This window comes from Mesorhizobium sp. LNJC394B00 (assembly GCF_000502555.1).
Lineage (GTDB): Bacteria > Pseudomonadota > Alphaproteobacteria > Rhizobiales > Rhizobiaceae > Mesorhizobium.
Window position 1 is genome coordinate 471,472 of sequence record NZ_AYWH01000007.1, and the last position, 23,337, is coordinate 494,808.

Annotated in this window: 20 protein-coding genes; 5 read left to right on the plus strand and 15 right to left on the minus strand. The window is 64.4% G+C overall.

All coding sequences use genetic code 11. The features are described from left to right. Positions 1-7: 7 nt before the first annotated feature. The 5 genes from guaA to X751_RS141425 all read right to left on the minus strand — a co-directional run bounded on the left by guaA (position 8) and on the right by X751_RS141425 (position 4,648). Positions 8-1,570: a glutamine-hydrolyzing GMP synthase gene (gene guaA / locus X751_RS141445; protein WP_023732330.1), complete on the minus strand. Its 1,563-nt coding sequence runs from the start codon at positions 1,568-1,570 to the stop codon at positions 8-10. Positions 1,571-1,625: 55 nt separating this feature from the next. Then, the gene (locus tag X751_RS141440; protein WP_023745697.1) at positions 1,626-2,291 is read right to left on the minus strand and encodes a 5'-methylthioadenosine/S-adenosylhomocysteine nucleosidase; all 666 of its coding nucleotides are present in this window, start codon (positions 2,289-2,291) and stop codon (positions 1,626-1,628) included. Continuing rightward, on the minus strand, positions 2,291-2,749 hold the full coding sequence (locus X751_RS141435; RefSeq protein ID WP_023686843.1) for a PaaI family thioesterase: 459 nt from the start codon (positions 2,747-2,749) through the stop codon (positions 2,291-2,293). The genes X751_RS141440 and X751_RS141435 overlap by 1 nt, the downstream gene beginning before the upstream one ends. Before the next feature lie 84 nt (positions 2,750-2,833). After that, positions 2,834-3,286 carry a TspO/MBR family protein gene (locus X751_RS141430; protein ID WP_023704461.1) on the minus strand — a complete coding sequence of 151 codons (453 nt, stop codon included), beginning with the start codon at positions 3,284-3,286 and terminating at the stop codon, positions 2,834-2,836. Between the two features lie 72 nt (positions 3,287-3,358). Beyond that, the gene (locus X751_RS141425) at positions 3,359-4,648 is read right to left on the minus strand and encodes an RsmB/NOP family class I SAM-dependent RNA methyltransferase (RefSeq protein WP_023745699.1); all 1,290 of its coding nucleotides are present in this window, start codon (positions 4,646-4,648) and stop codon (positions 3,359-3,361) included. Between the two features lie 319 nt (positions 4,649-4,967). Here X751_RS141425 and X751_RS141420 point away from each other — a divergent pair, with 319 nt between their 5' ends. Further along, positions 4,968-5,645 carry an MIP family channel protein gene (locus X751_RS141420; RefSeq protein ID WP_031247209.1) on the plus strand — a complete coding sequence of 226 codons (678 nt, stop codon included), beginning with the start codon at positions 4,968-4,970 and terminating at the stop codon, positions 5,643-5,645. Positions 5,646-5,709: 64 nt separating this feature from the next. Here the strand turns inward: X751_RS141420 and katG are convergent, their stop codons facing one another. Next, the gene (gene katG, locus X751_RS141415; protein ID WP_023745701.1) at positions 5,710-7,905 is read right to left on the minus strand and encodes a catalase/peroxidase HPI; all 2,196 of its coding nucleotides are present in this window, start codon (positions 7,903-7,905) and stop codon (positions 5,710-5,712) included. A 140-nt stretch (positions 7,906-8,045) separates the two neighbouring features. Between katG and X751_RS141410 the strand changes: the two genes are divergently transcribed. Beyond that, positions 8,046-8,954, plus strand: a complete 909-nt coding sequence (locus X751_RS141410; RefSeq protein WP_023667719.1) for a hydrogen peroxide-inducible genes activator — start codon at positions 8,046-8,048, stop codon at positions 8,952-8,954. Positions 8,955-9,061: 107 nt separating this feature from the next. On the opposite strand, the gene X751_RS141405 is transcribed toward X751_RS141410, so the two are convergent. The 5 genes from X751_RS141405 to hisS all read right to left on the minus strand — a co-directional run bounded on the left by X751_RS141405 (position 9,062) and on the right by hisS (position 15,583). Beyond that, positions 9,062-10,165, minus strand: coding sequence for a calcium:proton antiporter (locus X751_RS141405; RefSeq protein ID WP_031247210.1), 1,104 nt, complete (start codon positions 10,163-10,165; stop codon positions 9,062-9,064). Between the two features lie 90 nt (positions 10,166-10,255). Beyond that, positions 10,256-12,016: an AMP-binding protein gene (locus tag X751_RS141400; protein WP_023745703.1), complete on the minus strand. Its 1,761-nt coding sequence runs from the start codon at positions 12,014-12,016 to the stop codon at positions 10,256-10,258. A 230-nt stretch (positions 12,017-12,246) separates the two neighbouring features. Beyond that, the gene (gene hisG / locus X751_RS141395; RefSeq protein ID WP_023695113.1) at positions 12,247-12,948 is read right to left on the minus strand and encodes an ATP phosphoribosyltransferase; all 702 of its coding nucleotides are present in this window, start codon (positions 12,946-12,948) and stop codon (positions 12,247-12,249) included. Beyond that, positions 12,945-14,066: an ATP phosphoribosyltransferase regulatory subunit gene (locus X751_RS141390; RefSeq protein WP_023745704.1), complete on the minus strand. Its 1,122-nt coding sequence runs from the start codon at positions 14,064-14,066 to the stop codon at positions 12,945-12,947. Before X751_RS141390 ends, hisG begins: the two co-directional genes overlap by 4 nt. Beyond that, complete coding sequence (gene hisS / locus X751_RS141385; RefSeq protein ID WP_023745705.1) at positions 14,063-15,583, minus strand: histidine--tRNA ligase; 1,521 nt, start codon at positions 15,581-15,583, stop codon at positions 14,063-14,065. The genes X751_RS141390 and hisS overlap by 4 nt, the downstream gene beginning before the upstream one ends. Positions 15,584-15,786: 203 nt before the next feature. Between hisS and X751_RS141380 the strand changes: the two genes are divergently transcribed. After that, positions 15,787-16,029 (plus strand): hypothetical protein, encoded by a 243-nt coding sequence (locus X751_RS141380; RefSeq protein ID WP_023681830.1) that lies wholly within the window; start codon positions 15,787-15,789, stop codon positions 16,027-16,029. Positions 16,030-16,155: 126 nt separating this feature from the next. Here the strand turns inward: X751_RS141380 and X751_RS141375 are convergent, their stop codons facing one another. After that, positions 16,156-16,794, minus strand: coding sequence for a DNA-3-methyladenine glycosylase I (locus tag X751_RS141375; protein WP_023686832.1), 639 nt, complete (start codon positions 16,792-16,794; stop codon positions 16,156-16,158). Positions 16,795-17,003: 209 nt separating this feature from the next. Here X751_RS141375 and X751_RS141370 point away from each other — a divergent pair, with 209 nt between their 5' ends. Both X751_RS141370 and X751_RS141365 read left to right on the plus strand, forming a co-directional pair. Beyond that, complete coding sequence (locus X751_RS141370; protein ID WP_023686831.1) at positions 17,004-17,747, plus strand: L,D-transpeptidase; 744 nt, start codon at positions 17,004-17,006, stop codon at positions 17,745-17,747. A 271-nt stretch (positions 17,748-18,018) separates the two neighbouring features. Continuing rightward, positions 18,019-18,939 (plus strand): bifunctional 5,10-methylenetetrahydrofolate dehydrogenase/5,10-methenyltetrahydrofolate cyclohydrolase, encoded by a 921-nt coding sequence (locus tag X751_RS141365; protein WP_023670547.1) that lies wholly within the window; start codon positions 18,019-18,021, stop codon positions 18,937-18,939. Positions 18,940-18,943: 4 nt separating this feature from the next. Here the strand turns inward: X751_RS141365 and glcF are convergent, their stop codons facing one another. The 3 genes from glcF to X751_RS141350 form a co-directional block, all read right to left on the minus strand. Beyond that, positions 18,944-20,269, minus strand: a complete 1,326-nt coding sequence (gene glcF, locus X751_RS141360) for a glycolate oxidase subunit GlcF (RefSeq protein WP_023745707.1) — start codon at positions 20,267-20,269, stop codon at positions 18,944-18,946. A gap of 4 nt (positions 20,270-20,273) precedes the next feature. After that, positions 20,274-21,485 (minus strand): FAD-binding protein, encoded by a 1,212-nt coding sequence (locus X751_RS141355; RefSeq protein WP_023732344.1) that lies wholly within the window; start codon positions 21,483-21,485, stop codon positions 20,274-20,276. Between the two features lie 235 nt (positions 21,486-21,720). After that, complete coding sequence (locus X751_RS141350) at positions 21,721-23,217, minus strand: FAD-linked oxidase C-terminal domain-containing protein (RefSeq protein ID WP_023686828.1); 1,497 nt, start codon at positions 23,215-23,217, stop codon at positions 21,721-21,723. Between the last annotated feature and the right edge of the window lie 120 nt (positions 23,218-23,337).

The following is a 23,337-nucleotide window of genomic DNA, read 5'->3' on the forward strand; positions in this document are numbered from 1 at the left end:
GCCTGAATCACTCCCACTCGATGGTGCCTGGCGGCTTTGACGTCACGTCGTAGACGACGCGGTTGATGCCGCGGACTTCGTTGATGATGCGGGTGGCCGCCGCGCCGAGGAAAGCCATGTCGTAGTGGTAGAAGTCGGCGGTCATGCCGTCGACGGACGTCACGGCGCGCAGGGCGCAGACGAATTCGTAGGTGCGGCCGTCGCCCATCACACCGACGGTCTGCACCGGAAGCAGCACGGCGAAAGCCTGCCAGATGGCGTCGTAGAGGCCGGCCTTGCGGATCTCGTCGAGATAGATGGCGTCGGCCTCGCGCAGGATTTCGAGCTTTTCGCGGGTGATACCGCCGGGGCAGCGGATGGCAAGGCCTGGTCCAGGGAACGGATGGCGGCCAATAAAACTTTCGGGCAGGCCGAGTTCCTTGCCCAGTGCCCTCACCTCGTCCTTGAACAGTTCGCGCAGCGGCTCGACCAGCTGCATGTTCATGCGCGCCGGCAGGCCGCCGACATTGTGGTGCGACTTGATGGTCACCGACGGGCCGCCGGTGAAGGAGACGCTCTCGATGACGTCGGGATAGAGCGTGCCTTGCGCCAGGAAATCGGCGCCGCCGAGTTTCTTGGCCTCTTCCTCGAACACTTCGATGAACAGCCGGCCGATGGTCTTGCGCTTCTTCTCGGGGTCGGACTCGCCTTCCAGCGCCGAGATGAATTTTTCCGACGCGTCGACCAGGATCAGCGGCAGATTGTAGTGCTGGCGGAACATCGCCACCACGCCGGCGGCCTCGTCCTTGCGCATCAGGCCATGGTCGACGAGGATGCAGGTCAGCTGGTCGCCGACCGCTTCGTGGATCAGCAAGGCAGCGACCGATGAATCCACGCCGCCCGACAGCGCGCAGATCACCTTGCCCTTGCCGACCTGTTTGCGAATTGTCTCGACCGCATGCTCGCGATAGGCGCGCATCGTCCAGTCGCCTTCGATGCCGGCGATGTTGTGCACGAAGTTTCTCAGCAGCCTGGCGCCATCCGGCGTATGCACAACTTCCGGGTGGAACATGATGCCGTACATCTTGCGCGCGACGTTGCCGAAGATGGCGAAAGGCGAGCCTTCCGACTTGCCGAAGACTTCGAACCCCTTGGGCAGCGAGATGACGCGGTCGCCATGGCTCATCCACACCTGGTGGCGCTGGCCTGGCGCCCACAGGCCCTCGAACAGCGGGCTGTCCTTTTCGATCTCGACGAAGGCGCGGCCGAATTCGCGATGGTTCGAGCTTTCGGCGACGCCGCCCATCTGCACGCACATGGCCATCTGGCCGTAGCAGATACCGAGCACAGGTACGCCGGCATCGAAGACGATCTGCGGCGCGCGCGGGCTGCCGATGTCCGATGTCGAGGCGGGACCGCCCGACAGGATCACGGCTTTCGGATTGATGCGCTTGAAGGCAGCTTCGGCCGATTGGAACGGCACGATCTCGGAAAACACGCCAGCCTCGCGGATGCGGCGGGCGATGAGTTGCGTAAACTGGCTGCCGAAATCGACAATCAGGACTGTATCGGGATGATTGGCTGTCGTCATGGCGAGCCTTTAGAGAAAGAAACGAGTCGGCGCAATGGGGTGCGCAACCCGACTTTCAGAGCGGCGCCGACTCTTGCCCAGGCTGCTCCTTGTGTAGCGTGCCGGAGCCGATGGCCTGTTCGAGCCGAGCGACCGCATCCGCCAGCTTCTCGTCGATGACATGCAGATATTCGGTCCAGTCGCCAACGTGGCGCAGATCGGCTGCACCGTCTGAAATGCCGCGCAGGCCGATAAGCGGGACATCGAACAACTGGCAGGCGCGCAGGCAGGCGAAGGTTTCCATGTCGACCATATCGGCGGCGATGGCGTCGTAGGCGGCGCCGGTGATGATGGCGCCGCCGGTCGACAGGCTGGCTTCTTTAATGCCCGGTATCCTGAATGATAGCGGGACGGTCACCGGCAGGTCGAGGAACGGCGTCGCGCCTTTTTCGAAGCCTAGCGGCGAAGCGTCGATGTCGCGATAGCTGACCGAGACCGCCTGGTAGATTTCCGTCTGCTCTAGTGTGCGGCTGCCGGCGGAGCCGAGCGAGACGACGAGATCGGGCAACGCCTTCTCGGATTTCAGCCATGACAGTTCGGCGCCGAGCCGCACACCTGCCTCTACCGGGCCGACGCCCGTCATCAGCGGCGTGAACAGTTTTTGCAGATGCGGACCGTACTCGGCCTGCGCCGCCATGACGAAGAGGACGTCCTTGCCACCAATTCGCGTAATTTTGGCCATCAGCCTGCTATCCCGTCACGGCCAACCACCGTCATCATCGTGCCGGTCATGGTCGCGATCAGCTTGGCCTCGCCATCGGCGGCAAAGGCGTAGGCCTGGCCGTCGGCGACGATGATGGTGCGGCCGGGCTTGGTCACCGAGCCGCGGAACAGGAAGCGTTCGCCCCGGCCGGGCGCCAGGAGATTGACCTTGAACTCGATGGTCAGCACGCCGGAATTTTCCGGCATCAGCGAGAACGCGGCGTAGCCGCAAGCCGAGTCCAGTGCGGTCGAAATCACGCCGGCATGCAGGAAACCATGCTGCTGCGTGAGTGCGGCCGAATAGGGCATTTCGATCTCGATGATGCCCGGCGTCACAAGCGTCAGTTCGGCGCCGATGGTCGCCATCGCCTGCTGGCGCGCGAACGACGCCCTGACGCGGTCCTCATAATCGGGTGCGGGTACGATCTTTGCTGCCATGGCCATCGCCCTGATTTATCTGCAAAGCTTATCGCAGACGCCTGAACGCCACGCAAATGCTTTTGCTGCACTGCAGCAAAGCACTCAGTTCAACAGGAGCAGCGACGCGTTGAGCAAGGTGGCGAAGGCTACCCACGCGGCATAGGGCGCAAACAGCCAGCCGGAAACCCGGTCGCGGTTCCACACCGTGGCTATGAACAGCGCAATGCTGGCGAGAAGAGCCAGGATCACGACCAGTGCCGGCCCCATCTGTTTGGCGCCGAAGAAAGTCGGCGACCACGCGAAGTTCAGAACAAGCTGGAGGGCCCAGATCTTCATCGCGGCGGCTGCTCGTTCCCGCTCCCATGTCCGCCAGCCGGCCACGGCGATCAGCACATAGAGGAGCGTCCAGGCCGGCGCGAAGACCCAGTTGGGCGGGTTGAAGGGCGGCTTGGCGAGCGAGGCATACCATTCACCCGGCAGCGTCGCATAGCCGATCAACAGGCCGCCGCCGAGCACCAGAAGGAGGAAAAGCAGAAGCGACACATATCTTTGCAAGAATTCTACCCCGTCTGGCGGCCGACGCCGCGCATCTGCAACTGGCGCTATGTCAGCCTGTCAATCGCAGCGTCAATTCGCCCGACGCAGCGCACAGAAATGGAACCCGTCGGTGCCGCTCAGAGCCGGCGACAGCGAGATATCGCTTGTCTTGCCGATCCGGGCGGCCGCTGCGTGACCGGGGAAGCTGGCATCCCAGAGCGCGCGATGATCGACCGGAACGAAGCCCTTGTGCCGTTCGCGAAAGGCGGCGACCTGCTCGCCATTCTCCTCGTCGAACACCGAACAGGTGATGTAGACCAGCAGGCCGCCCGGTTTGACATAGGCCTTCGCCGCGTCGAGGATCGCCGACTGCTCGCCCTTGCGGGCATCGAGCTGTCTCTGCGTCAGCCGCCATTTGGCGTCTGGACGGCGCCGCCAGGTGCCGCTGCCGGTGCAGGGCGCATCGACCAGCACGATGTCCATGTGGCCTGCGAGGGGGCTGAGCTCAGCCGGCTTGGTGACAACCTGGACGTTGCGGTTTTCCGAACGGCGGAGGCGGTCGAAGATCGGCGCCAGCCGCGCTTTTTCGGCATCATGGGCGAAGACCTGGCCTTTGTTGGCCATCGCCGCCGACAACGCCAGCGTCTTGCCGCCGGCGCCGGCGCAGAAATCGAGCACCTGCATCCCGGCTTGCGCGCCGGCAAGGGCGGCAACGATCTGCGAGCCTTCGTCCTGGACCTCGAACCAGCCTTTCTGGAAGGCCGGCTCGGCCTGTACGTTCGGGTGCCTGCCGTCGCCGTCGATGGGCGGGATGCGAATGCCTTGTGGCGCGATAGCGGCTGCCGTGGCGCCGGTTTCGGCGAGTTCCGCCAGCACTTTGGCGCGGTCGGACTGCAGCGTATTGACCCTGATGTCGAGCGGCGGGCGGGTCGCCAAAGCCGCCCCTTCCGCAACCCAGTCTGCGCCAAAGGATCGTTCGAAGAGCGGCGCGCACCAGTCGGGTATGTCCGCCCGCACCGCCTCCGGCGCGTCTTCAGGCCGGCGCTCAGCCAGCGCCTGCAACTCGGCGGCGCTGAGCAGCGGCGGCGCGAACTTGTCACCCTGGAGCGCATCGTTAAGCGATTGCGGCGTCTGGCCCCATTCGATGAGCAGCGCGCCGAAGCCGATGGCGCGGGGCGTGTCTTCACCCAAAAGCCAGCCGGCGGAACGTTTGTGGCGTAGCGCGTCGTAGACGATGTTGCCGATCGCCGCGCGGTCGCCGCCGCCCGCAAAGCGATGCGACAGGCCCCAATCTTTCAGCGCATCGGCCACCGGCCGGTGGCGCCGGCCAATGTCGTCCAGCACTTCAATGGCTGCCGCCAGCCGTCCGCCCAGTCGCATTCGTCATTCCATCTATCGAGCACAGTATCTTTCGGCCTGCTCTTAGAGCGTTTCGCGTCGAGATTGAACCCCGCTTGAATTTCGCGGCGACGAGGCCTTCCGCTCGCGGCCGACGATTTTCCCCGCCGGCAAATGTCCGCCCGCCGGCGATAACAAATCTCAAATATATGCAAGGTCTCTAATGTTGGTAACTGGCCGCCGTAAGCACGATCTGTGGCGCAATTGCTCAGCTTTCCAAGCTTTTGCGTTGGGAATACTCTTTGCGCCATGATTCGCGGCGCGGAAAAGCGGACCGACGGATCGATACGAGGAGAGGGCAATGAAAACGTATCTTGCGGAAGTTCTAGGGACATTTCTATTGGTGTTTATCGGCACGGCGTCGGTGGCGACGGGTGGCTTTCTCGCCGACTTGCCGCTGGGCCAGGAAGCCATCGGCCTAGCGTTCGGCATCGGCCTGATTGCGGCGGCTTACGCGGTGGGTCCCATCTCAGGCGCACATCTCAACCCGGCCGTCACGCTCGGCGTCTTCCTTGCCGGCCGGCTGCCGGCCAAGGATGTCATTCCTTACTGGATCGCGCAGATCATCGGCGCCATTCTGGCCTCGCTGGCGCTGTGGATCATCGTCTCCGGCCAGACCGGCGGGCACACCACCGGTTTCGGCGCCAATGGCTGGGACGTGGCGAAATGGGGGACGAGTTCGGCCTTCCTGTGGGAGCTGATCGGCACCTTCACCTTCGTCACCGTCATCCTCGGCGTCACCGCCGAGAAGCACTCGACGACGTTCGCCGGCCTGGTCATCGGCCTGACGCTGGCCGGACTGCACTTCGCAATGATCCCGGTGACCGGCACCTCGCTCAATCCGGCGCGTTCGATCGGCCCGGCGCTGTTTACCGGCGGCGCAGCCCTCAGCCAGCTCTGGCTGTTCATCGTTGCGCCGCTGATCGGCGGCGCAATCGCTGGCGTCGTCGCCAAGGCACGCATCTTCGAAAAGGACTGATTTCGAAGCCTGCGAAAACGAAGGGCGCGGGCCTCGGCCCGCGCCCTTCGTTTGGGAGGTTGCATCAGGCAGCGATGTCGAAACGGTCGGCGTTCATCACCTTGGTCCACGCCTTGACGAAATCGCCAACGAATTTCTGCCCGGCATCCGCCGACCCGTAGACCTCGGCCAGCGCGCGCAGCTGCGCATGCGAGCCGAAGATCAGGTCGGCGCGTGTGGCGGTCCACCTGACTGCCCTGGTCTTGCGGTCGCGTGCTTCATAGACCTCATGCGAGCCCGGCTCGGAGGCCGGATCCCAGATGGTGCTCATCGAGAGCAGGTTGACGAAGAAGTCGTTCGTCAGCGTGCCCGGCCTGTCGGTCAACACACCATGCTTCGAGCCGCCGGTGTTGGCGCCGAGCACGCGCAGGCCACCAACCAGCACCGTCATCTCCGGCGCCGTCAGGCTGAGCAGTTGCGCCCGGTCGACCAGCATGGCTTCGACCGTCATCGGCGGTTTGCCCCTGACATAGTTGCGGAAGCCGTCAATTTTGGGCTCGAGCGCCGCAAAGGAATGGACGTCGGTCTGCGCCTGCGAGGCGTCGGTGCGGCCGGGCGTGAAGGGAACCTTCACCGCATTGCCGCCATCCGTTGCGGCTTTCTCGACCGCGGCGACGCCGCCGAGCACGATGAGGTCGGCCAGCGAGACCTTCTTGCCGCCTGCGTTGAACTCGTTCTGGATGGCTTCGAGCTTAGCCAGCACGGTGGCCAGTTCGACAGGCTGGTTGACCTCCCAGTCCTTCTGCGGCGCCAGGCGAATGCGCGCGCCATTGGCGCCGCCGCGCTTGTCGGAGTTGCGGAAGGTCGAGGCCGAGGCCCAGGCGGTCGAGACCAATTGCGAAACGCTGAGGCCCGAAGCCAGGATCTTGGCCTTCAGCAATGCGATGTCCTGGTCGCTGACCAGCTCATGGTCGACGGCCGGAACCGGATCCTGCCAGATCAGCTCTTCCTTCGGCACCAGCGGGCCGAGATACCGCACGACCGGCCCCATGTCGCGATGGGTGAGCTTGTACCAGGCACGGGCGAAGGCATCGGCGAACTGCTCCGGATGCTCATGGAAGCGGCGCGAGATCTTCTCATAGGCCGGGTCGGCCCGCAGCGCGAGGTCGGTGGTCAGCATTGCCGGCGCATGACGCTTCGAGGGATTGTGCGCGTCCGGCACCGTAACCGCGCCAGAGCCGCCCTTCGGCGTCCACTGATGGGCCCCGGCCGGGCTCTTGGTCAGCTCCCATTCGAAGTTGAAGAGATTGTCGAAGAAGTTGTTGCTCCACTTGGTCGGCGTCGTCGTCCAGGTAACTTCGAGGCCGGACGTGATCGCATCGCCGGCAATGCCGGTGGCATGCTTGCTCGACCAGCCGAGGCCCTGCGCCTCGATGCCCGCGCCTTCCGGCTCGGCGCCGACCAGTGTTGCATCACCGGCCCCATGGGTCTTGCCGAATGTGTGGCCGCCGGCGATCAGCGCCACGGTTTCCTCATCGTTCATTGCCATGCGCGCGAAGGTCTCGCGGATGTCGCGGGCCGAGGCCAGCGGATCCGGCTTGCCATTCGGCCCTTCCGGGTTGACGTAGATCAGGCCCATCTGCACCGCGCCGAGATGGCCGTGCAGCTCACGGTCGCCGGAATAGCGCTTGTCGTCGAGCCACTTGGTTTCCGAACCCCAGTCGACATCCTGCTCGGGCTCCCAGACATCGGCGCGGCCACCGGCAAAGCCAAAGGTCTTGAAGCCCATCGATTCCAGCGCGACGTTGCCGGTGAGAATCAACAGGTCGGCCCAGGAGATCTTGCGGCCGTATTTCTGCTTGACCGGCCACAAAAGCCGGCGCGCCTTGTCGAGATTGGCGTTGTCCGGCCAGCTGTTCAGCGGCGCGAAACGCTGCTGGCCCGCACCGGCACCACCCCGGCCGTCGCCGATGCGATAGGTGCCGGCGCTGTGCCAGGCCATGCGGATGAACAGCGGCCCGTAATGGCCGAAATCGGCCGGCCACCAATCCTGCGAATCCGTCATCACCTTGTGCAAATCCTCGATCACCGCGTCGAGGTCGAGCGTCTTGAACTCCGCGGCGTAGTCGAAAGCTTCGCCCATCGGGTCCGAAAGGCTCGACTGCTGGTGGAGAACGCCGATGTCGAGCTGGTTCGGCCACCAGTCGCGGTTGGTCCTGGCGGAGGTTCCATGCGCGACCGGGCATTTGCCGGCGCTGTTGTCGTCGGTCATCGCGTCCATCTTGGCCTCCGAATTGCTGATTTATGTGTTGGTTTTTCCGGGCCGGCCGGGAGCCGCGCCACTCTGGAATGGTTCCAGACTAAGCCGTCTCTTCGATAAAAACAAATTGCCTTTCCTGTTTGTTGCGATAGGCTTTCCTTATGATTGGCTTGACCGTGCGGCAGATGCAATATTTCGAGGCTTTGGCGCAAACGCTGCATTTCGGCCGCGCCGCAAAACTCGCCGGCGTCAGCCAGCCGGCGCTGTCCGCGCAGATCGCCGAGATGGAGCAAAGGCTGAACTGCCGGCTGTTCGAGCGCGGCGGCAAGACGGTGCGGATGACGGAAGAGGCGCAAGCGCTGCTGCCACGCATCGAGCGCATCCTGCGCGACATCAGTGATGTCGAGACGACGGCCCGGCGCGGCCGCCCGGCCATGGAAGGCCGCTTCCGGCTGGGCATCATCCCGACCGTGGCGCCGTATCTTTTGCCGCATGTGCTCCCGGAGCTGAAGCGGCATTTTCCGTCCCTGCAGCTCGAACTGCGCGAAGCAGTGACGGCATCACTGGTCGAGGACACGGCAACCGGACGGCTCGACGCCTTCATCGCCGCGCTGCCGCTCGAGCAGCCGGGCCTGGTCACCGAGGAACTGTTCGCCGACCGCTTCTTCCTCGCCGTGCCAGCCGGAGATCCAGCCTTCGCCTCGCCACCGGTGCCGCCGGAAAGCCCGGCGCTGGAGCGGTTGATGCTTTTGGAGGAAGGCCACTGCCTGCGCGAACAGGCGCTGGCCCTGTGCGGCAGCGTGCGCCCGGTGGCAATGGCAAGCTATGGCGCCACCAGCCTGACGACGCTCTTGCAGATGGTGGCGCATGGTCTCGGCGTCACGCTCATCCCCGAAATGGCGGCAAGGCCGGCCAGCGCCATGCCGGACCTCAAGATCGTGCCGTTCCAGGAGCCAATGCCGCAACGCACGATCTGCCTGGCCTGGCGCCGCAACAAGGTGCGGCATGACGAGTGCGTGGAACTGGCGAAGATCATTCGGGGGTTGGATGCGGCGGTGCTGGGGGTGTGAGTCGTTCGGGTCTTAGATGGCGCCTTGGGAACCCCGAAAAGAAACTCAAATCAGGCGCGTTCGAGAATACCCGCCTTGACGGCTGGTCGCCAGATCGCACCAAAGCCTCAAGGGATAAATACCAGAAATACATACGCGAAAAATACCACGGCATGGACGATTCCGGTCAGGAAGGTCGTCCTTTCGTTGCTAAAGCTTACGCCGCATATGAAAAGCGCTAAAACCAAAAGTACTGCGTCAGCTTCCGGGAGCCCCAGGGTCAACCCTCGTCCCGTAAGCAGGCTGGCTGCTGCGACCGCAGGTATCGTCAAACCAATCGTGGCGCAAGCCGAACCCATTGCGACATTCAGGCCGCGCTGCAGCTCATTGTTGAGTGAAGCGCGAACCGCCGAAATGGCTTCCGGCATCAAAACCAGACCCGCGATCATTGCCCCCACAATGCTGTCAGCCTGGGTCACCTGGTAAGCAACGAGCGCATTTTCAACACTTGCGGCGACCTGCTCGGCGAGCATGACAATTCCGATCAGTCCGGTTACCAGGAGCAGAGCGCTGGAAGAGATGCTTTTGTGAGGGGCGGTTCGCGCCGAAAGGTCGTGTGCCAGTCCTTCGATGAAGTCGTCCCGGTGCCGGACGGTTTGCGCGAACACAAAACTTGCATAGAGCAGCACGGAAAGTACGCTCACAAGGCCAAGCTGAGCTGCCGAAAATGTGCCGGGATCGGTGGTCCGCGTGTAGGTCGGCAGGATAAGCGTCATGACGGTCAGTGCGGCCAGAACCGCCAGATATGCGCTTGTCCCTTGCCGGACAATTGCCTGCTTGCGATGACGCCAGCCGCCAAACGTGAGACACGTCCCCACAACGCCGGTGGAGGCAATCATCACCGTCGAGAAGACGGACTCACGTGCAAGCGTGGGGTTGTTCTCTCCATGCAGCATCATGGAAACGATGATCGACACCTCGATTGCCGTTACGGCAAAAGTCAGCACCAATGTGCCGTAGGGTTCCCCCACACGGTGGGCCACCGCCTCGGCGTGATCGAGCACCACGAAAATAGTGATGAACATGATCGCACTCGAGAGCGCTCCGACGAGAATCCTGACGCTCGGCGAACCTTCGTCCACCGATAGCCCGCTGGCTCTGACCGCAACGGCCAGTGCCAGCGCGGCCAAAGGCATCGCATAGGAAGTCGCTGATCGTGCGAAACCAGTCATTCAAGCCCCAATGCGTTCGGCGAACCTTGCGGAAGCCTGTCGAGCACCCCAATGTCGAAGCGGGCAATCCCGTCCCCCGGCGTTCAACCCTCAAGCCGTCTTCTGCACCACCAGCCCCAGTTCCTCCACCATCGCCTCGCGCATCAGAAACTTCTGCGGTTTTCCCGTCACCGTCATGGGCAGTTCGGTGCGGAAGCGGATGTAGCGGGGGATTTTGTAGTGGGCGATCTGGCCGGCGCAGAAGTTCTTGATCTCCTGCTCGGTCGCGATCTGGTTGGGTTTCAGCACGATCCAGGCGCACAGCTCCTCGCCATATTTGGCGTCGGGAATACCGAACACCTGCACCTCCTTGACCTGGGGATGGCGATAGAGAAATTCCTCGACCTCTCTGGGATAGACGTTTTCGCCGCCGCGGATGACCATGTCCTTGACCCGGCCGACGATGTTGCAATAGCCCTCGGCGTCGATCGTGGCGAGGTCGCCGGTGTGCATCCAGCCATCGCTGTCGATCGCCTCGCGGGTCTTTTCCGCATCGTCCCAATAACCCTTCATCACGGAATAGCCGCGGGTGCACAGCTCGCCCGGCGCGCCGACCGCGACGGTGGCGCCGTCGGCGTCGATGGCCTTGACCTCGACATGCGGATGGATGCGGCCGACGGTGGAGACGCGCTTTTCCAGCGGGTCGTCGACACTGCTCTGAAAGGAGACGGGACTGGTCTCGGTCATGCCGTAGGCGATGGTCACCTCTTCCATATGCATCAGCGACACCACCTTCTTCATCACCTCGATCGGGCATGGCGAGCCCGCCATGATGCCGGTGCGCAGGCTGGAGAGATCGAAGCTGGTGAAGTCGGCGTGGTCGAGCATGGCGACGAACATGGTCGGCACGCCGTAGAGGCCGGTGCAGCGTTCCTGCGCCACCGCCTTCAGCGTCGCGCCGGCGTCAAAACCCTCGCCAGGAAACACCATGGTCGCGCCCTTGGTGACGCAGCCCATCGTGCCCATCGACATGCCGAAGCAGTGGTAGAGCGGCACCGGGATGCAGAGCCGGTCGTCGACGGTGAGCTTGATCGCAGCGGTGACGAAATTGCCATTGTTGACGATGTTGGTGTGGGTCAGCGTCGCGCCCTTGGGCGCGCCGGTCGTGCCTGATGTGAACTGGATGTTGATGGCCTCGCCCGGCTTCAGCCCTTCGGAGATGCGGTCGAGGCTGTCATGCTCGTCGCGGCCGGCCATCGACAGCACATCGGCGAAATTGAACATGCCGGGCGAGTTGTCGTCGCCCATGCGAATGACGATCTTCAGCGTCGGCAATTTCTGCGCCTTGAGCTTGCCGGGGGTGGCGTTGGCGAGCTCCGGCGCCAGCGTCTCGATCATGCCGAGATAGTCGGAGGTCTTGAAACTGGCGGCGGTGACCAGCGCCTTGCAGCCGACCTTGTTGAGGGCATATTCCAGCTCCGTCAGCCGGTAGGCCGGGTTGATGTTGACCAGGATCAGGCCGATGCGAGCGGTGGCGAATTGGGTGACCAGCCATTCCCAGCGGTTGGGCGACCAGATGCCGACACGGTCGCCTTTTTCGAGGCCGAGCGCCAGGAAGCCGGCGGCGAGCGTATCGACCGTGTCCGACAGTTCGCTCCAGGTGAAGCGCTTGTCCTGTCCGACGAAGACGGCAGCATCCTGCGTGGCGTATCTGCCGACCGTGTCGGAGAAAAGCTGAGGGATCGTCTTGTCGAGCAGCGGCACCGAACGGTCGCCCGACACATGTGCCCGGCCGTCGAGCGGAGCGATGAACGCCCTGCCGCGCCCGCGCAGATTGGTGGCGTTCTTGAGCTCGTCGAGATTAATCGCCATCGCCGTTTCCTCCCGATGAGTGAGCCTAGCAGCCTGATGGGGTGGTGGAAAGTACAGGCGGTTCCCCTCCCCTCGAGGGGAGGGTGCCTCGCGAAGCGAGGCGGGTGGGGTCCTCGGCGAAGTGCTCGACTTCCTTGGTCACGGTCGACCCGGCTTGGGTGGTCTCGCGTCGAGCACTGCCGGAGCGACCCCACCCGTCCATCCGCCTTTGGCGGCTGTCCACCCTCCCCTCAAGGGGGAGGGAGCGCGCTCATCTTCGCGGCTATTTCCCGCACTAGCGCCTCATCCGCAGCAGCACGATCTTTCCTGGCAGCCACGAGGCAGGCCTGCGACTTCAGCACAACCCCATCGGCCAGCACCTTGAGATGGTTGGCGCGCAGGGTCGAGCCGGTGGTGGTGATGTCGACGATGACGTCGGCGAGGCCTGCCGCCGGTGCGCCTTCGGTGGCCCCGAGGCTTTCGACGATGCGGTAGACCTGGATGCCGTGCTTTTGCGAGAAGAACTGCTGCGTGAGCCGCCAGTATTTGGTTGCGATCCTCAGTCGCCTGCCGTGGCGCTGGCGGAAATCGGCGGCGACATCGTCGAGATCGGCCATAGTATCGACGTCGAGCCAGATGCCGGGCACCGCGACCACGACATCGGCATGGCCGAAGCCGAGGCGAGCGACGATTTCGGCGCGCGCCTCCCAGTCGGCGAGGTTTTCGCGCAGCAGATCCTCGCCGGTAATGCCGAGGTCGACCGAACCTTGCCCAATCTCGCCGGCGATTTCGGACGCCGACAGGAACGCCACCTCGATGCCCTCGGCGCCGTCGATGCGGGCGCGGTACTGGCGCTCATCGCCGGGCAGGCTGACGGCAAGCCCGGCCCTGGCCAGTACCTCCAAGGCCTGCTCCTTGAGCCGGCCTTTCGATGGGATCGCCAGCGTGATCATTGCGGCTCTCCCCGCAGCGCTTCGATGCGGTCGAGCCAGACGGAGAAGCCGACGCCGGGGATCGGCGTCTTGGCGCCGAGCAGGGTCAGCAGCCGGTCGTAGCGACCGCCGCCGGCCAGCGGCCGCTCGCCACCAAGTGCTGCGATCTCGAAGACGATGCCGGTGTAGTAATCCAGCGGACGGCCGAAGGCAGCGTCGTAGCGGATCGTCTTTGCAGGCAGGCCATGTGCCTCGATGGCTTTGGCACGGGCGGCGAATTTTTCCAGCGCCGCGCCCAGCGAAAGCCCGGCAGAGGCCGCAAAGCTTTCGAGCGCAGCGCTGGCGCCGTCGAGCGGCACGTCGATGGCGAGAAAATCCCTGAGTGCTGCAAAGGCCTCGTTCGACAGCCGCACGCTGCGCAGTTCGGCCTTTTCGATCAGCCGTCGGGCAATGTCGACCGGCGCGCGTCCGCCGGATGCCAGCAGGCCGGCCTCTTCCATGCCGCCGGCAATGTGGGCGGAAAGCGCTTCGAGATCGCGATCGAGGACAAGGGCCGCGACTTCGCCGTCAAGCTGACCGTTGCGTGGCGGGTTGGCGAGATCGGACAACGCTGCCTGCAGCATCGGCGCCGAACCGAAGGCGCGCGCAAGTCGCATGCGCCAGCCGCGCGGCAGGCCGAGGGCCGCCAGCACCGCCTCGAAGATGGTCTGGTCGCCGAGCGTGATCGCAAGAGGTTGCGCCGGCAGCACCAGCTGCAGCAGCGCGTGCGCATCGGCCAGCGAACGCGCATCGGCCTCGGCCGTATCGCGGTCGCCGAGATCCTCGATGCCGGCCTGAAAGAACTCGTTGCCGCCCTCGCGGCGCTGGCGGAACACTTCGCCGAGATAGGAATAGCGGCGCGGCGTGCCGGCCTGCGAGGCGATGTGGTCGAGGCAGACGGGGATGGTGAATTCGGGCCGCAGACACAGCGTCTTGCCGGTCTCGCTTTCGGTGAGAAAGATGCGGCGGCGCAGATCCTCGCCGGCCATGTCGAGGAATGGGTCGGCCGGCTGCAGCACCGCGACCTCGACCGCATGGGTGTTGCGGGTGGCGAAGAGTTTGGTGATTTCGGATGCGATGGCGGGATAGCGGGAGGTCATGCGTGGCGCGAGGCACCCCCCTCTGGCCTGCCGGCCATCTCCCCCTCAAGGGGGGAGATTGGNCTCACCTCGGCGACCAGCTCTCCCTCCGCCACCGTCACCTGCGCCGGGCGGGCAGCCCGCCATTCAGCGTTGTCGGCGATTTCAGCGGACATGCGCGCGCCTTCGATCAGATCCTTGATCTGCAACTCGCCCTTGGCGCGCTCATCGCCGCCCTGGATGATCGCGACCGGGCTACCGCGGCGGTCGGCGTATTTCAGCTGCGCCTTCATGCCGGCGCCGCCGAGATACATCTCTGAGCGGATGCCGGCGGCGCGTAGCTCTGCGACCATCTTCTGGTAGCGGCCAAGGCTTTCCGTATCCTTGTCCATGACCAGCACGACGACCGGCGCGATGACATCGGTGGTGTCCAGCTTGCTGAGGTTCTTCAGCGCCGTCATCAGGCGGGAGACGCCGATCGAAAAGCCGGTCGCCGGCACCGGCTCGCCACGGAAGCGCGAGACCAGCCCGTCATAGCGGCCGCCACCACCGACCGAACCGAAGCGCACGATCTGGCCGTCTTCGTTGGGGATTTCGGCCAGAAGCTCGGCCTCGAAAACCGGGCCGGTGTAGTATTCGAGGCCACGCACGACGGAGCGGTCCATGGCGATACGATCTTCGCCGTACCCTGCCGCCCTGACCAAGGCTTCAATCGTGGAGAGCTCGCCAACGCCTTCCTGATAGATCGCGTTCGCATCGACATTGGAATCCTGGCGGGCCTGTTCCCTCGCTGTCGCGAGAAGAACGGCCTCGGCTTGCGCCTCATTCAGTCCGGCACCCTTGGCAAAGTCACCCTCGCCTTCCTTGCCGCCATCCCAGCGCCCCGGACCAAGCAGCAGTCTCACGCCTTCCGGTCCGAGCTTGTCCAGCTTGTCGATCGCGCGCAGCACCGTCAGCCGACGCCCTGCATTCTCATCGCCGCCAAGGCCGATCGCTTCCAGCACGCCATCGAGCACCTTGCGATTGTTGACGCGGATGACGTAGTCGCCGCGCTTGATGCCGAGCGCTTCCATCACGTCGGCCATCATCATCGCCATTTCAGCATCAGCCGCGACGCCCGGTGTGCCGATGGTGTCAGCGTCGAACTGCATGAACTGGCGGAAGCGGCCGGGGCCGGGCTTTTCGTTGCGGAACACCCAGCCGGAGCGGTAGCTGCGATAGGGCTTCGGCAGTCGCTCAAAATTCTCGGCGACATAACGCGCCGTCGGCGCGGTCAGGTCGTAGCGCAACGACAGCCACTGCTCGTCATCGTCCTGGAAAGAAAATACGCCCTCATTAGGCCGGTCCTGGTCGGGCAGGAATTTGCCCAGCGCATCGGTGTATTCGATCAGCGGCTGGTCGGCCGGCTCGAAACCATAGAGCTCATAGACCGAGCGGATCGTCGCCATCATCTTCTCGACGGCGCGGATGTCTTCCGCACTGCGGTCGGCAAAGCCGCGCGGCAGCCGCGCTTTCGTCTTTTCCGATTTGTCGGCCATGGGATGGGTCTTTTCGCTTAGTAATCGATGACTTGTTTGGAGTGGGCGTGTCCTAACCGAAGCGGCTTGGTGCGGCAAGGGTTTGCGCTTTTTCCTTCTCCTCCGAAACAAAACGCACCAAAAGGAAACAATTCCGCCATCGGCGCGGCATCGTGCCGACACAATCAGAGCCGATAAGCGCGCCGAAACAAAGGGTTGGGGCCATGACTGCGGCACACAAGTTCGACATCAGAGACGACGGCCTGCATGAAGTCCGGCTGCGGCCGGCCGAGAGCCGTGCGCAGGTGACGGCGAGCCTCGGTCCGTTTGAGGTCACCGCCGACGAGCGCAAGGGTTCCACCATGCGCGAGGCGCTGATGACCGGATTGCTGGTGATTTATCCGGCCTTTGCGGCACTGGCGGCGATTGTGGCGGGATTGTTCCTGACTGGCGCCAGCGGGACGTGAGTTCCTTACCCTCCCCTTGTGGGGAGGGTCGACGCGTAGCGTCGGGGTGGGGGTGCGGCGCCAAGATACCCCCACCCGCGCCTTCGGCGCGACCTCTCCACAAGGGGGAGGTAGGGGGACAGCGCCCTACTTCGGCCTCTTAAAGGCCTTGCGTTCCTTCTCCACCTGCTCCCGGCAAACACACCCCTCGAGATGGTCGTTGACCAGACCCATCGCTTGCATGAAGGCATAGACCGTCGTCGGTCCGACAAAGCTCCAGCCGCGCTTTTTCAACTCCTTCGAAATCCTGATCGAGACCGCTGTCGTCGGGTTGGCCCGCAGGTGGGCGAGGTCGACGATCTCCGGCCGCTCCTCCGACCCCGGCTCGAACTTCCAGAACCAGGCGGCCAGCGAGCCGAATTCATCCACCATTTCGCGCGCGCGTTTGGCGTTGTTGATGGTCGAGACGATCTTGCCGCGGTGGCGGATGATGCCGACATTGGCGACCAGGCGCTCGACATCCTCGTCGGTGAAGGCAGCGACCTTGTCGAAGTCGAAACCGGCGAAGGCCTCGCGGAAATTCTCGCGCTTGCGCAGAATGGTCAGCCAGGACAGGCCGGACTGAAAGCCTTCCAGGCAGATTTTTTCGAACAGCCTGCGGTCGTCGGCGACCGGCCGGCCCCATTCATGGTCGTGGTAGTGCAGATAGTCCGGCAGATTGCCGTGCCAGAAGCAGCGCGTGATCCCGTCGGAGCCGGTAAGCAGTCCGGTGTTGTCTTGCGCCATGGCCAATCCATCCGTTAACGCGCTTTCGCGCTGCATTTACCGCGGCTTTACCAGATTCCTGAACCCGGCGGTAACCACACCAAAAGGTTTACTGACAAAGCGGCATTTTACGCATTCCGATTCATGTTTCGGTTGCCGCTTCGCGCCAAGGATCGCGCAACCGGGGGCAAGTTCCGCCTCCGTCCGTTCGACGATCAAGGTGCGTTCCGATGAAGATCTTTTTGCGTTCCGTGCTCGGCGCCGTGGCCATTCTGGCCGCCGGCGTCACCTCCTCTGCCGCCAACGACCGCTATGCCGACAGGCCGCCGGTGATGGTGAGCCCCGACCTTTCCGCACCCTGGGTGCTGCAGCTTGGCCGGGCGCCCGGCATCGTGCGGCAGAGCCGACAGGTGGTCCAGCAGCCGCGACTTCGCTATGCGCAGCCGGCGCGACCCGATCGGGTGCGCACTGCTTCCGTGCAGGCGCCGGCCAAGCGCGTGGTGATGCGGCCGCAGATCAATCCGCTCTACCTGCCGCAGGAAGTCGCCTATGACGGCCCGCAGAAGCCGGGCACGATCGTCATCGATACGACGCAGAACTTCCTGTTCCTGGTCGAGAAGAACGGCAAGGCGCGGCGCTATGGCGTCGGCACAGGCAAGCCTGGCTTCGAATGGTCTGGCACGCACAAGATCACCAACAAGCGCGTCTGGCCGGACTGGCGCCCGCCAGCGGAGATGATCAAGCGCGAGGCCGCCAAGGGCCGCTACCTCCCGACCTATCTGGCCGGCGGCGAGGAAAACCCGCTTGGCGCCCGCGCGCTCTATCTCGGCACGACGGAATACCGCATCCACGGCACCAACCAGCCATGGACCATCGGCGGCTCGGTGTCTTCCGGCTGCATCCGCATGCGCAACGAGGACGTGGTTGACCTTTACGAGAGGGTCAATGTTGGAACGACCGTGGTCGTGATATAATCGGCTACCGAATCATCTGATCCAGAAGGTTAGACCTTCAGGATCGGGAAGAGTTTGCGGGGGACGGGCCGTGTGGGGATGCGGCCAGTCAGGAAAGGGCAGCCCGGGAAACCGCGCTGCCCTTTCTCTTTGCGGCTATAGCTGAGCCAGGCTGCGCCAGAACGTCGCGCCAGGGGGATGACGGTTCGCTTTCACGCTGCCTTGCCGCATTTCCCCTGCTATAGGGACGGCCAAACTCCCCTGCGCCAAACTCCGCTGCAAAGGTCCAGCCATGTCTCCGCCAGACGATAGCCGTTATCTCCGGGGCGGCCCGGTCGCCCAGCGCATCATGGCATCCGTGCGCGAGGATGCCGCCATCGCTACCGCCGAAGGTTTTCCGCCCAAGCTGGTGTCGATCACCGTCGGCGATACCGCTGCCGTAGATGTCTATGTGCGCAACCAGCGCGCCAAGGCCGCCCTTGCCGGCATCGGTTTCGAGGAGCGGCGGTTCCCCGCCGACATCAGCGCCGGCGAACTCGAGGCGGCGATCCACGGCCTGAACGCCGACCCGCGCGTCACCGGCATCATCATCCAGCGGCCGGTGCCGGCGCATATCCCGATCAAGACGCTGCAAGCGGCGGTGCATCCACTGAAGGACGTCGAGGGCATGCATCCGGCGTCGATCGGCAATATCGTCTACAATCAGCTCGACCTCGCGCCTTGCACGGCTGCGGCCTCGGTCGAGCTGCTCAAGGAAACCGGCCTCGACCTCAAGGGGCTCGAAGTCGTCGTCGTCGGCCATTCCGAGATCGTAGGCAAGCCGATTGCCTTCCTGCTGATGAGCGAAGGCGCGACGGTGACGGTGTGCCATCACATGACGCGCTCGGTGGCGGCACATGCGCGCCGCGCCGATGCGCTGTTCGTCGCCGTCGGCAAGCCGCGGCTGATCAAGGCCGACATGGTGAAGCCCGGTGCGGCCGTCATCGACATCGGCATCAATTCCGAGATCGGCCCGGACGGCACGAGCCGCATCGTCGGCGACGTCGACACCGAGAGCGTGAAGGAAGTCGCGTCCTGGATCACGCCGGTGCCGGGCGGCGTCGGCCCGATCACTGTGGCGATCCTCTTGCGCAACACAATGGTCGCGCTCAGCCGCCAGCGCGCGCGCTACCAGGCGACGTATGGCGTGGTGGACCGGCTGGCAGCGGAATAGCTGCTTACTCGGCGGCGACCAGGTTTCCTTCGGAGACGCCCTCCGGCTTCGGACCACCATAGGCCCAGTCGAGCAGCTTGATCGTGTGCACCACCGGCAGCTTTGCAGCCGAAGCGATCTGGGTGATGCAGCCGATATTGCCTGTGGCAACGATCTCCGCGCCGGTGGCCTCGATGTTTTTCACCTTTCGGTCGCGCAGCTTCTCCGAAATCTCCGGCTGCAGGATGTTGTAGGTGCCGGCCGAGCCGCAGCACAGATGGCCCTCGCGCGGCTCGCGCACGACGAAGCCGGCCTTGGCCAGCAACTCCTTCGGCTGGCGGGTGATCTTCTGGCCGTGCTGCATCGAACAGGCGGAGTGGTAGGCAACGACCGTGCCGGGCTTGCGCACCGGCTCCGGCAGGTCGAGGCTTGCGAGATATTCGGTGATGTCCCTGGCCAGCGCCGAGACCTTTGCAGCCTTGTCGGCATAGGCCGGATCGAGGCGCAGCATGAAGCCATAGTCCTTGATGGTGGTGCCGCAGCCGGACGCGGTGATGACGATGGCATCGAGCCCACCCTGGTCGATGGCGCGTGTCCAGGCATCGACATTCTGCCGGGCCGAGGCAAGGGCTGCTGCCTCGCGGCCCATATGATGGACCAGCGCGCCGCAGCAGGCCTCGCCCTCAGGCACCACGACCTCGACGCCGAGCCTGGTCAGCAATGCAATCGTCGTCACGTTGATGGCGGGATCGAGCACCGATTGGGCGCAGCCGGTGAGGATGGCGACGCGGCCCTTTTTCGCTCCCTGCCCGGCATGGACGCCAGGAGAGGCCATTGGCGAGGCGGCGGGAATAGAGGCCGGCGCCAGCTTCAGCATAGCACCGAGCGGCTTCAAGGCTGGGACCTTTTCGAACAGGCCGATGAACGGCTTGCCCAATCTCGCCAGCTTCAGCGCGGCGCGAAAGCGCGCGGGGTAAGGCAGCACTAGGGCCAGCAGGGCGCGGGTCAGCCGGTCGAGCAGCGGCCGCCTGTAAGTCTCCTCGATATGGGCGCGGGCATGGTCGACCAGATGCATGTAGTTGACGCCCGACGGGCAGGTCGTCATGCAGGCGAGGCAGGACAGGCAGCGGTCGATATGGGTGACGATCTCCTTGTCGGCGGGACGGCCGTTCTCCAGCATATCCTTGATCAGGTAGATGCGCCCGCGCGGTGAATCCAGCTCGTTGCCGAGTGTGACATAGGTCGGGCAGGTGGCGGTGCAGAAGCCGCAATGCACGCATTTGCGCAGGATCTTCTCCGATTCCGCGACATGCGGATCGGCGAGCTGGGCAAGGGAGAAATTGGTCTGCATCGCGTTAGCCCTGGGCCATGCGGCCGGGATTGAGGATGGCCTTGGGATCGAACTCGGCCTTGAGCCTAGCCGACAGGGCGGCCAGATGCGGCGCCTGTGGCTCGAACACCGGCACGGCGGCGCGATGCGCGGGCGCGGCGCGCACCAGCGTCGCGTGGCCGCCGCCATGTTTTCTGATCAGCCCGCGCAGCAGGGCGGCCTCGGGATCGCCCTCCTCCATGCGCAGCCAGACCAGCCCACCCTGCCAGTCGTAAAAGGCGCTGACGCCGATCTGCATGCGCAGCGTCAGTACCATCTGGTGGGCCTGGGACGGCGCCATCGAAACGCGCCAGACCGGCTTTTCACTGCCGTCGGCGAAGGGAGCGCAATCCCTGATATCACGCCAAAGGGCATGCGAGGCCTCGCCGGCAATGTCCTGCAACGGGCCGGCATTTTTCAGCAGGGTTTTCAGTGCCTCGATGCGATAGGCGACCGAAGGGCCGAACCCTTCGACGCGCAGCAGCGTCGCGGCGTCAGTGCCGAGCGCGCCGTCGGCGACACGCGCGGCGATCCGCTCCGGCAGATGCGCGGCGCTCGACACTTCGGCGCTGGAGCCGAGCGCCAGCGCCATGGCGGCGGCCGCCGCATCGTCGAGCAGGCCACGCACGGCAAGCGTGACCTCGGTCTCGGCCGCCGGCAACACCTTGAAGGTGACGTCGGTGAACACGGCCAGCGTCCCCCAGCTGTTGGCCATCAGCTTCGACAGGTCGTAGCCGGTGACATTCTTGACGACGCGGCCGCCGGACTTGAAAGCCTCGCCGCGGCCGGCAACGGCGTTGATGCCGAGGATGTGGTCGCGCGCGGCGCCCGCCTTCAGCCGGCGCGGGCCGGACAGGTTCGCGGCAAGCACACCGCCGATCGTGCCTCTTCCCTTGATGCCGCCGAACAATGGGCCGTAGTCCATCGGCTCGAAAGCAAGTTGCTGGCCGTTTTCGGCGAGTAGGCTTTCTATATCGGAAAGCGGTGTGCCGGCCTTCGCCGACAGCACCAGTTCGGCCGGCTCGTAGAGCGTGACGCCGGTGAGTTTTGAGAGATCGAGCGTGTGCTCGGTTTGCGATGGCCGACCGATGCCGCGCTTGGAGCCGTGGCCGATGGTCTCCAGCGGCGATTCCTCCGCAGCCGCCCATTGGACGGTGGAGAGGACTTCGGTGGACGAGGTGGGAGTGAAGGTGGTCATGGCGACGCGCCGCTTGCGAGTGCAGAGACGTCGAGTTCCTTCGTGCCCCCCTCTGTCCTGCCGGACATCTCCCCCACTTGGGGGGAGATTAGCAGCTTTGGCGACCGCGCCTCTCTAGCAACGTCGAAGATTGGCGAAGGCAGAGATGACTGGTGATCTCCCCCCTTGTGGGGGAGATGTCCGGCAGGACAGAGGGGGGCGCGAAGGATCGCCGACGTGAGATATTCCGCCCCCATCAAAACCTCGGAATATCCGGAAACGCGACCTGCCCGCGATGCACATGCATGCGTCCAAGCTCCGCGCAGCGGCGCAGTTGCGGGAACACTTTTCCCGGGTTGAGCAGATGGTTGGGATCGAAGGCGCATTTGACGCGCATTTGTTGGTCGAGGTCGATCTGGTTGAACATCTCCGGCATCAAATCGCGCTTCTCGACGCCGACGCCGTGCTCGCCGGTCAAGACGCCGCCGACCTTGACGCAGAGCCGCAAGATGTCGGCGCCAAAACTTTCCGCCTTGTCGAGTTCGCCCGGCACGTTGGCGTCATAGAGGATCAGCGGATGCAGATTGCCGTCGCCGGCGTGGAAGACATTGGCGACGCCGAGGCCGTATTTCTCCGACAGTTCGCGCATGCCGGCGAGCACACCCGGCAATTCCTTGCGCGGGATGGTGCCATCCATGCAGTAATAGTCGGGCGAGATGCGGCCGACCGCCGGGAAGGCCGCCTTGCGACCGGCCCAGAAGCTCAGCCGCTCCTGTTCGGATTGCGAGACGCGGCATGTGGTGGAGCCGTTCCTGTAGGCGATCGCTTCGACGAGACCGATCAGGTGATCGACCTCGACGCCCGGCCCGTCGAGTTCGACGATCAGCAGCGCCTCGACATCAAGGGGATAGCCGGCGTGGACGAAATCTTCCGCGGCATGGATCGCCGGCCGGTCCATCATCTCCATGCCGCCAGGGATAATGCCGGCGCCGATGATGTCGGCGACGCATTGGCCGCCCTGCTCGCTGGTCGGAAAGCCGATCAGCAGAGCACGGGCCGTCTCTGGCTTTTTCAGGATGCGCACGGTGACCTCGGTGACGACGCCGAGCAGGCCTTCGGACCCCGTCATGACGCCGAGGAGATCATAGCCTTCCGAGTCCAGATGATTGCCGCCAAGCCGCACCACCTCGCCGTTCATCAGCACCATCTCAATGCCCAGCACATTGTTGGCGGTCAGGCCGTATTTCAGGCAGTGCACGCCGCCGGAATTTTCAGCGACATTGCCGCCGATCGAGCAGGCGATCTGGGAGGATGGATCGGGCGCATAGTAGAAGCCCTCCTGCTCGACGGCGGTGGTGATGCCGAGATTGGTGACGCCGGGCTGAGCGACGACGACGCGATCGGGATAGTCGATGGCAAGGATGCGGTTGAAGCGGCTCATGACCAGCAGCACGGCATCCTCGAGCGGCAACGCGCCGCCGGAGAGCGAGGTGCCGGAGCCGCGCGGCACGACACGGATGTTGCGGTCGTTGCAGTATTTCAGCACCCGCGACACCTGCGCCACCGTTTCCGGCAGCACCACGACCAGCGGCAATTGCCGGTAGGCGGTGAGACCGTCGCTTTCGAAGGCGCGCATTTCGTTGGTGGCGTCGACGACGCCCTCGCCCGGCACGATGATGCGCATATCGGCGACGATCTCTGCGCGCCTTCGCATCGTGGCGTCGTCTGGCTTGGGCATGACAAGGCCGGACATTGGCGGCGTCCTCCGCTTGGCTGGTAAAAATCTTTTACCAGTTACATCCGGATGTTGCAAACACCGCGTCGGGCAAAGAGCGTACTGCCAGCCTTCCGCAGCGGCAATCTGCCGCTATTC

Coding starts and splice junctions, on each gene's coding strand:
- guaA (WP_023732330.1), bottom strand. CDS start 1,570: ATGACGACAGCCAATCATCCCGATACAGTCCTGATTGTCGATTTCGGC.
- X751_RS141440 (WP_023745697.1), bottom strand. CDS start 2,291: ATGGCCAAAATTACGCGAATTGGTGGCAAGGACGTCCTCTTCGTCATG.
- X751_RS141435 (WP_023686843.1), bottom strand. CDS start 2,749: ATGGCAGCAAAGATCGTACCCGCACCCGATTATGAGGACCGCGTCAGG.
- X751_RS141425 (WP_023745699.1), bottom strand. CDS start 4,648: ATGCGACTGGGCGGACGGCTGGCGGCAGCCATTGAAGTGCTGGACGAC.
- X751_RS141420 (WP_031247209.1), top strand. CDS start 4,968: ATGAAAACGTATCTTGCGGAAGTTCTAGGGACATTTCTATTGGTGTTT.
- katG (WP_023745701.1), bottom strand. CDS start 7,905: ATGGACGCGATGACCGACGACAACAGCGCCGGCAAATGCCCGGTCGCG.
- X751_RS141410 (WP_023667719.1), top strand. CDS start 8,046: ATGATTGGCTTGACCGTGCGGCAGATGCAATATTTCGAGGCTTTGGCG.
- X751_RS141405 (WP_031247210.1), bottom strand. CDS start 10,165: ATGACTGGTTTCGCACGATCAGCGACTTCCTATGCGATGCCTTTGGCC.
- X751_RS141400 (WP_023745703.1), bottom strand. CDS start 12,016: ATGGCGATTAATCTCGACGAGCTCAAGAACGCCACCAATCTGCGCGGG.
- hisG (WP_023695113.1), bottom strand. CDS start 12,948: ATGATCACGCTGGCGATCCCATCGAAAGGCCGGCTCAAGGAGCAGGCC.
- X751_RS141390 (WP_023745704.1), bottom strand. CDS start 14,066: ATGACCTCCCGCTATCCCGCCATCGCATCCGAAATCACCAAACTCTTC.
- X751_RS141380 (WP_023681830.1), top strand. CDS start 15,787: ATGACTGCGGCACACAAGTTCGACATCAGAGACGACGGCCTGCATGAA.
- X751_RS141375 (WP_023686832.1), bottom strand. CDS start 16,794: ATGGCGCAAGACAACACCGGACTGCTTACCGGCTCCGACGGGATCACG.
- X751_RS141370 (WP_023686831.1), top strand. CDS start 17,004: ATGAAGATCTTTTTGCGTTCCGTGCTCGGCGCCGTGGCCATTCTGGCC.
- X751_RS141365 (WP_023670547.1), top strand. CDS start 18,019: ATGTCTCCGCCAGACGATAGCCGTTATCTCCGGGGCGGCCCGGTCGCC.
- glcF (WP_023745707.1), bottom strand. CDS start 20,269: ATGCAGACCAATTTCTCCCTTGCCCAGCTCGCCGATCCGCATGTCGCG.
- X751_RS141355 (WP_023732344.1), bottom strand. CDS start 21,485: ATGACCACCTTCACTCCCACCTCGTCCACCGAAGTCCTCTCCACCGTC.
- X751_RS141350 (WP_023686828.1), bottom strand. CDS start 23,217: ATGTCCGGCCTTGTCATGCCCAAGCCAGACGACGCCACGATGCGAAGG.